This window comes from Microcystis sp. BLCC-F209, assembly GCF_041928595.1.
Lineage (GTDB): Bacteria > Cyanobacteriota > Cyanobacteriia > Cyanobacteriales > Microcystaceae > Microcystis.
Genome location: NZ_JBHFLL010000093.1, coordinates 44176 through 51826 on the forward strand (window position 1 = coordinate 44176; position 7651 = coordinate 51826).

General features: G+C 45.3%; 3 protein-coding genes, 1 tRNA gene and 1 pseudogene. 3 read left to right on the forward strand and 2 right to left on the reverse strand.

Translation table 11 applies throughout. The features are described from left to right. Nucleotides 1-8: 8 nt before the first annotated feature. A pseudogene (locus ACE1AQ_RS06145) lies at nucleotides 9-2923 on the reverse strand (response regulator). 106 nt (nucleotides 2924-3029) lie between these two features. On the opposite strand from ACE1AQ_RS06145, the gene ACE1AQ_RS06150 reads away from it, so the two are divergent. Beyond that, nucleotides 3030-3692, forward strand: coding sequence for a class I SAM-dependent methyltransferase (locus ACE1AQ_RS06150; RefSeq protein WP_008197791.1), 663 nt, complete (start codon nucleotides 3030-3032; stop codon nucleotides 3690-3692). 118 nt (nucleotides 3693-3810) lie between these two features. Here ACE1AQ_RS06150 and ACE1AQ_RS06155 read toward each other — a convergent pair. Next, nucleotides 3811-3897 (reverse strand) — tRNA-Ser (locus tag ACE1AQ_RS06155). Nucleotides 3898-4136: 239 nt separating this feature from the next. Here ACE1AQ_RS06155 and ACE1AQ_RS06160 point away from each other — a divergent pair. Then, complete coding sequence (locus ACE1AQ_RS06160; protein WP_008197790.1) at nucleotides 4137-5078, forward strand: homogentisate phytyltransferase; 942 nt, start codon at nucleotides 4137-4139, stop codon at nucleotides 5076-5078. Next, nucleotides 5075-7324 carry a hypothetical protein gene (locus ACE1AQ_RS06165; protein ID WP_110545627.1) on the forward strand — a complete coding sequence of 750 codons (2250 nt, stop codon included), beginning with the start codon at nucleotides 5075-5077 and terminating at the stop codon, nucleotides 7322-7324. The genes ACE1AQ_RS06160 and ACE1AQ_RS06165 overlap by 4 nt, the downstream gene beginning before the upstream one ends. Nucleotides 7325-7651: the final 327 nt, after the last annotated feature.

Sequence of the window (7651 nt, forward strand, 5' to 3'; positions counted from 1 at the left end):
AACCCGGGCTAATCCGCGGGACTTTGTTTTTGGATTAACACCTCACCAGCGATTAAACGTTGGGCTGCCGACAGTAAAACATCCTCAATATAGGGCTTGACAAAATAACCTTTTGCCCCTTGAGCGGCGGCGAGATGCTGCATTTTTTGCGCCCCGCACGAGGTAATCATCGCCACCGGTATTCCCTGAAGTTGTTCATCCTCTTGCAGACGAGAGAGCAATTCTAACCCATTCAGGCGAGGCATTTCGATATCGCAGAGAAACTGTCAATAATCGTTGTATCGGGGGATCAAGACGGGTTAGGAGTCGCTTTAATACTATTAGCTAGTAACACTTCCCCCGCAATCATTCTTTCAGCTGCCGAGAGTAAATCTCTTTCCGTGTAGGGCTTGGTAAAATAACCACTAGCCCCTAATGTCGCCGCCACCTGACGATGACGTTCCGCTCCTCGGGAAGTCAATAAAGCGACGGGAATCGAGGCTAATTGGGGGTCTTTTTGCAAATTATAGAGTAATTCTAGGCCATTCATGCGGGGCATCTCGATATCGCAGAAAACGATATCACAGGGCAAACCGCCGCGTAATTTTTCCCAAGCTTCTTGACCATCCCGGGCCTGTTCCACACGATAACCAGCTTTACTAAAGCTTAAAGAGAGCAATTCCCGGACAGTAATCGAATCATCGACAATCAGAACCATAGCCCCCGATTTTTGCCTAGTTTTCACCGCTACGGGGGGGAGAGGTTGGCGCCAAGGACCACCGTTATCGGTACGCAGACGACCCCTGGCGATGTCGATTAACTCCAACACATCGCCGATCGGCATCACCGTACCATCGCCCAAAACCGTCGCCCCAGCAATCCCAGCCGTTTTCGGAATCGGTCCTTCGATCTGTTTGATGACGATTTCCAGTTCACCGATCACTTGATCCACCTGTACCGCGAGGAGATTATTACCACCGCGCAGGATCACGATCGAAAAAGAGTCTTCCTCCTGTTTGCCAGTGTAAAAACTACCGCGACTTAGTTGCCGATTGTAGGAAAGCAATTCGCTTAAGGGTTGGAAGGGTAGTAAAGTATTTTGCCAGAAAACGCAGCGACGTCCCTCCCGATCGATTTGTATCTCCCTGGCCCGGAAATCCTTCATATCCTCCACTCCGTCCATGGAGAAACCGATGCGCGCATGATTACTAACACAACACAGGGCCTTACAGATACTCAGGGTGAGGGGTAAACGGATGGTAAAAGTGGTTCCTTTGTCCAGTAGCGAGTCAATAGTAACAGTCCCGCGCACATCGATTAAACTTGTCCGCACCACATCTAAACCCACCCCACGACCGGCAAAATCATCGGCCTGATCTTTGGTACTAAAACCGGGGTGAAAGAGCAGTTCATAGACTTCTTGGGGACTGAGGTTTTGAGCTTCCGGATCGCTGATCAGGCCTTTTTCGATCGCCTTAAGTTTAACCAGATTAGCATCAATACCGGCCCCATCATCACTAACGGTGATCACGGTTTGATTGCCCTGTAGGAATGCCCGGACGGAGATGGTACCGAGGGCCGGTTTCCCTTTGGCCATGCGTTCTTGGGGTGATTCAATGCCGTGGGTGATCGCATTGTTGACCAGATGGGTCATGGGACTATTGAGATGTTCGAGGATCATCTTATCGATGAGCACATCACCCCCCTCCACTTTTAATTTGGCTTGTTTATCCAGTTTCAGGGAAATATCGCGAATTGCCCGGGGTAGGCGATCGGCGGTTTGACTAAAGGGAACCATGCGCGATTTGGTCATCCCTTCCTGTAGTTGGGTGGTGGCCTGTCGCAGACTGCGCGTCACCTGATCGGTTTCATCGACGACAAATTGAATATCAGAGGCCGATTCTCGCACTCGCACGATCAATTCGATCATCTCTTGGGATAATAAATGGAAATCGGTAAAGCGGTCGATCTCTAGGGCATCTAGTTGGCCTGTCATAGCCGAACTGCCCTGATTTTCTCCCTTAACTCTACCGTAACCGATGGTATCGCCAGCATTGCGACTGGCCAGTAAAGCCCCTTCTAGGAGGGTTCTTTCATAGAGATCCTGCATCCGACTGCCCACATCGCTGAGATTTTGGACTTGGTTGAGCAAATTATCTAAAAAGAGACGCAGGCGATCCTGTTCCTCTTCCAGGCGATTGCGTTTAACCACCAGTTCCCCGATCAGATTGCTGAGGTTATCCAACTGTTTGATCGGCACCCGCATCGTCTGTTCAAAAGCTTTACTGACAAGGGGACGCAGGTTATTTGACCCGACCGGTGAACCGAAACTGGCGGCCGGATTTGCTGCCATCACCTGATCAGTTTCTGCGAGGAGTTTTTCTAAATCCCTGAATTCATCCTCTAGGAGGCTTTCTGGGGCAATTTCCAGGGATTCTAACCCTTGTGGATGGTCCCCTTCTGTGGATTCCCAGAGGAGGACTTCTAAAGATTCAAAGATGTCTGGCAGTGGTGATTGGGCCGGTAGAGTCGGTTTTTCCAGAAAAGCTTCTAAGTCTTCGAGGCTGTCGTAAAAATTGGGGTGGCCGATGGTTATAACTGCTTCTGATTCCTGAACCGCCACATTTTCCAGCAGCAGAGATGCTAGATCATCCCCATCTTCCGGTTCTAACTTGGGAGCAGCCCCGCGGGTAGAATAAAGATCATTACTGGGGGCTTCTTCCCCATTGATACTACCGCCAAAAAGTTCTTCTAATTCCTGTTCCCAGGTCCAGGAAGACAGGGTTTGCCGAAGAGAGGCCCCGGACGCTGGAGGGGAACTCTGCTCCCATAAAAAGCTGAGTTCCTCTAGAGCCTCGTCACCGTCGCTGTCTTTGTCTTCTAAACTCTCTAACAGCTGTTCGAGATCCTCGTTAAAGAGATGGTCTGAGTCGGGTTTGATCATGATTTGCTCCCTGCCAAGTCTTCCTTTTTGGTCAACCAATACGCTCTCTCTAGCTTCAGATTACCGAAAATTTTACTCGATAACTCTATCCACTAGCAATTTTTTTATGGCTAATCAAACTCTTGGACTCGATCAACAATTTTATGCCTACTATCAATCTATCTGTCTGCGAGAGTCTCCTATTCTAGCTCAATTACGTCAAGAAACTGCCTCTCAACCCCTGGCAGTCATGCAGATTGCCCCCGAACAAGGTCAATTTATGGCTTTTTTGGTACAGGCGATCGGGGCGAAAAAAACCCTAGAAATCGGGGTTTTTACCGGTTATAGTGCTTTAGTGGTGGCCTTAGCTTTACCCCCAGAAGGCAAGCTCATCGCTTGTGATCTGAGCGCAGAATATACCAGTATAGCCCGCCGTTATTGGCAGCAGGCCGGTGTCGCCGCTAAAATCGATTTAAGAATTGCCCCGGCCCTGGATACTTTAGATCAATTAATCGCCGCAGGAGAAAGTAATAGTTTTGATTTTGTCTTTATCGATGCCGATAAAAGTAATTATGATCCCTACTACGAACGGGCGTTACAATTGGTTAGAAGCGGCGGAATTATCGCTATCGATAATGTTTTTTGGTCGGGACGGGTAGCGGCGGCCGATAGCACCGATAATCGCACCAAAGTTATCCGTTCACTTAATGCCAAAATTCAGCAGGATGAACGGGTCAATATCAGTATTATTCCTATTGGTGATGGTTTGACCCTAGCCATGAAAAAGTGAAGAAGTTAAGGGAGATTAGAAAAGCTTTTGCTCTTAACAATTAGGGTGGATTTTTCTTGTCTAAATTTAGTCACCGGGCCAAAACCAGCCACGGCAAGGCTATAAATTATCAGTTCCACGGAGAGGGTGGGATTTGAACCCACGTTAGGTGTGACCCTAAAGCAGATTTCGAGTCTGCCGCATTCAACCACTCTGCCACCTCTCCACAGGTTTTCAGTCTGGATTATCATTTTAACAGATTACTTGCCCTAGGATTGATTTTTTTTAATCGACCTCTGGCATAATTGATTTTTGAGGTTTTTAAACCCTCAAAAATCAGGATTAAGTGGCATAAAATAGCTAAATAGACCATTTAATCGATTATTGTTCATTCCTAATCCTCCTGACGACCGACGACCGAATCCTCAGCCACCACGACAATTTTTGATTTTTACCAGAGGTCCGATGAATCAAGCTCCTTTTCTTCCAGTTAACCATCCCCAGCCTAACTTTCTCCACCGGTTAGGGAGTCTCTGGAAATTTTCTCGTCCCCATACGATTATCGGCACTTCTTTGAGTGTTTTAAGTCTGTATTTAATTGCTTTAGGCAATATTAGCGATTTTTTTAGCCATTGGTCGGTTTTATTGCTCACTTGGGTCGCTTGTCTCGCAGGTAATGTCTATATCGTCGGTTTAAATCAGTTGGAAGACATCGACATCGATAAAATCAATAAACCTCATCTTCCCCTCGCCAAGGGCGAATTTTCTCGGTTGACAGGCGGGTTAATCGTGGGTTTTAGCGGTATTTTAGCGATTATACTGGCTTTTATCGGTGGTTTTTGGCTGTTAATCACCGTGGGGATTAGTTTAATCATCGGTACTGCCTATTCCTTGCCTCCAGTGCGTTTGAAACGCTTTCCCCTCTGGTCCGCCTTCTGTATTTTTACCGTCCGGGGTGTCATCGTCAATTTAGGTCTTTTTCGCCACTACAACACAGTTATTAATCAAAATCAGTCTATCTATCCCTCGATCTGGGTTTTAACAGCTTTTGTTCTCGTTTTCACCGTTGCGATCGCTATTTTTAAGGATGTTCCCGACCTAGAAGGCGATCGCATTTACCAAATTACCACTTTTACCCTGCTGCTTGGTCCTCAAAAAATCTTAATAATTTCCCTCTTGACAATTTCCCTTTGTTATGCAGGTATGATTGCCGTCGGACTCTTGGGGATAAGGGGAATTAATTCTCCTCTGGCCATTGTCGCCCATCTGCTCCTACTTGTTCTTCTTTGGTGGCGTAGTCGCGGAGTGAATTTAGAAGATAAAAGCGAAATCAGCCAATTTTACCAATTTATTTGGAAATTATTCTTCCTAGAATACCTGATATTTCCCCTTGCTTGTTTACTATGAAAATATCTCCTTTTTTAGCGGCGATTCCCTTACTTTTGCTAGGTGGTACAAGCGCACCTAGTCAAGAAACCATCGATCCGCAATTATTAACCGGCAACCTTCGTTTAACCCTGAAACATGGCGTTTGGAAACTGTGGCAAGATCAACCCGTTTATCAAGATCTTACCCTAGATCTAAGCTGCGATCGCGCTGTTTGTCAGCCATCGGTGTGGGGATACGCACCGAAATTCAATCAAGAAGTGGATCACCAAGGTACAGTAAAAACGATTAAATTAGACAATGCTTGGCGATTACAGGTGAAAATGATGATTCAAAGTCACCCTTGGCAAGCGGAAGTCAGGGAAGCTATTTATAATATCGAAATTGTCCCCTACCAAGACCAACTTATCGGCAGTTATCAAGGCACTTTAGGGGGAAGAAGACGACATAGCCAAGTTAATGGCACAATTTCGCCTTTATGGCCTAATCCCGTCCCTAATTACCACCCCCTACAAGCGCGAGAACATCCCCGTTTAATCTTTCGCAAGTCAGAATTAACTAATCTCAGAGAAAAAGCGAAAACTCCCATCGGTCAGACTATTATCGCCCAATTAAACAACAGTTTACAAGAAAAAATTTATTACGATGGTTATGTTCCTAATGGGGGTTATCATGCCACAGGCCATTGTTTTTTAGCAATTTTAAATCAAGATAGAAAATCAGCAGAAACCGCCTGGGAAATTCTCGAAAAAACCCGTAAAAATCGGGGCAGGAGAATCTTAGAACAATCTCCGATTGTCGCCGGAGTCGCTCTCGCCTACGATCTTTGTTATGATTTTTGGGGAGAAAAGCGCCAACAGGAAATTACTGGCTGGTTATTCAGTGAAAGTAAAAAACTTCTCAAAGGCGATTCACCCAAAAATGACTGGAATGGAGACACAGTTAGTAACTGGAATGCGCGGGCCAGAGGTGCGGCAGGATTAGCCAGTTTAGCGATTCTCAAAGAAGATTTACCGCCCGATCCTCTCTATTATCCCCCTGCACAGGTGGAAATGGCCAAACGTCACATCGAACGCTATTTTACCACAGCTATCGGCGATCGAGGATTTGGCACGGAGGGAGATTTATACACCACCGAACCCATGGTTCTCGCTGTTTTTCCTTTTCTGCAAGGGTATCGAAATAGTCTCGGATTAGACTTAGTAACTGGTTCCTCGGCAGCCCAATTAATCCCCCATTATTTAACCAGAATTGTCCCTAAAAATGGTCAATTATTGATTCCTGCTTATGGCAGACATCAGATGTTTGTAGGAGTATCTTTATTAACTATCGGATTGGGAATTACCGATAAATCATGGCTACCAGCAATAAAATGGCGATTACAAGGTCAAGAAAAACAACTTTTTCACCCCCATTATCCCCATATTGCCCCTTTTCTTCTCGCTGCTTATCCATCTAATCTTACTCCAGAAAATCCCGAACGCCAACTTTCCAGGGTTTTAGTTGATCAACAAAAGGGATTTTATGCTTTTCGTAATCGCTGGCAAAATGAAGAGGATTTTGTCGCTAGTATCTATCTTAAACAGCAACCTTTTGTGAGGGGATGGTCTTTTCCCGATGTCGCTAGTGTGAGAATTTGGGGATTAGGAGGACATTGGGCAAGTTTTGAGGGGTCAGAAGGCGACTGGAACTCGGAAAACACGGTTACTTTCCCGAAAACACCGCCTTGGTCCCAGGCAAAACCGATATCTTTTCAATCTAGTCCCGATGGTTCGGGAATAATTACGTTAAAAACTGATAAAATTAGGGTTAAGGGAGCTAATAAACCGGCAGAAGTGGCTCTAGTTCGTTCTTTCGCTGTCGATTACAGTCTCTCCTCTGGTTCTCCCGGATTATTCGTCTTGATGGATAAATTATTAGGTGAAGTCGAGCAACCAGAATTTATTAATAAAACTTGGGTGATGAATACCCAGGGAAATGTAACTCTCGGAAAAAATAGTTTTACTATCACTCAAAATCGGGCAACTATGCAGGGAACTTTTATCACTCCCGTGACTTTAAAAGTTGAGAAAACTAATACAGGTGAGCGCATTTTAGCCACGGGTAGTGAGGAATTTTTTCTGGTGATGACAGTGCAGAAAAGTCGCCCCCCAGCAGTTAAAATTATCGGTAAGGGATTAGATGCGATCGTGCAAATTGGCTCTCAGGAAATCTCAATTATCAACGGTGCAGTTAGATTAAAAGAGATCAATTTTCAAGAGCCATAAAAATTGGCAAGTGACCACAAAAAAGTTAACAGTTATCAAGAAGCATTTGTCAAAATGATGACTATTTGAGCAATTATTGATGATATAATCAAGATAGCAGACTAAAATAGCCCTAGATTCAGAACTACGGCTCTTCGGTTTTTGTTATGCAATGGACGGGATTATAAGGAATGAAACCCTTATAGAGCTGAGAGGGGGACAAGCGAGCTAGAAAGTAGATAGGGCAAGCGATATCGCTCTTTGTCCTTTGATGTAATCCTTCAACCGATAGCGGCTAATTTGCATTAGCTCTTCTATATTTTTTTGGAACATTTGATGTAGCTGGAG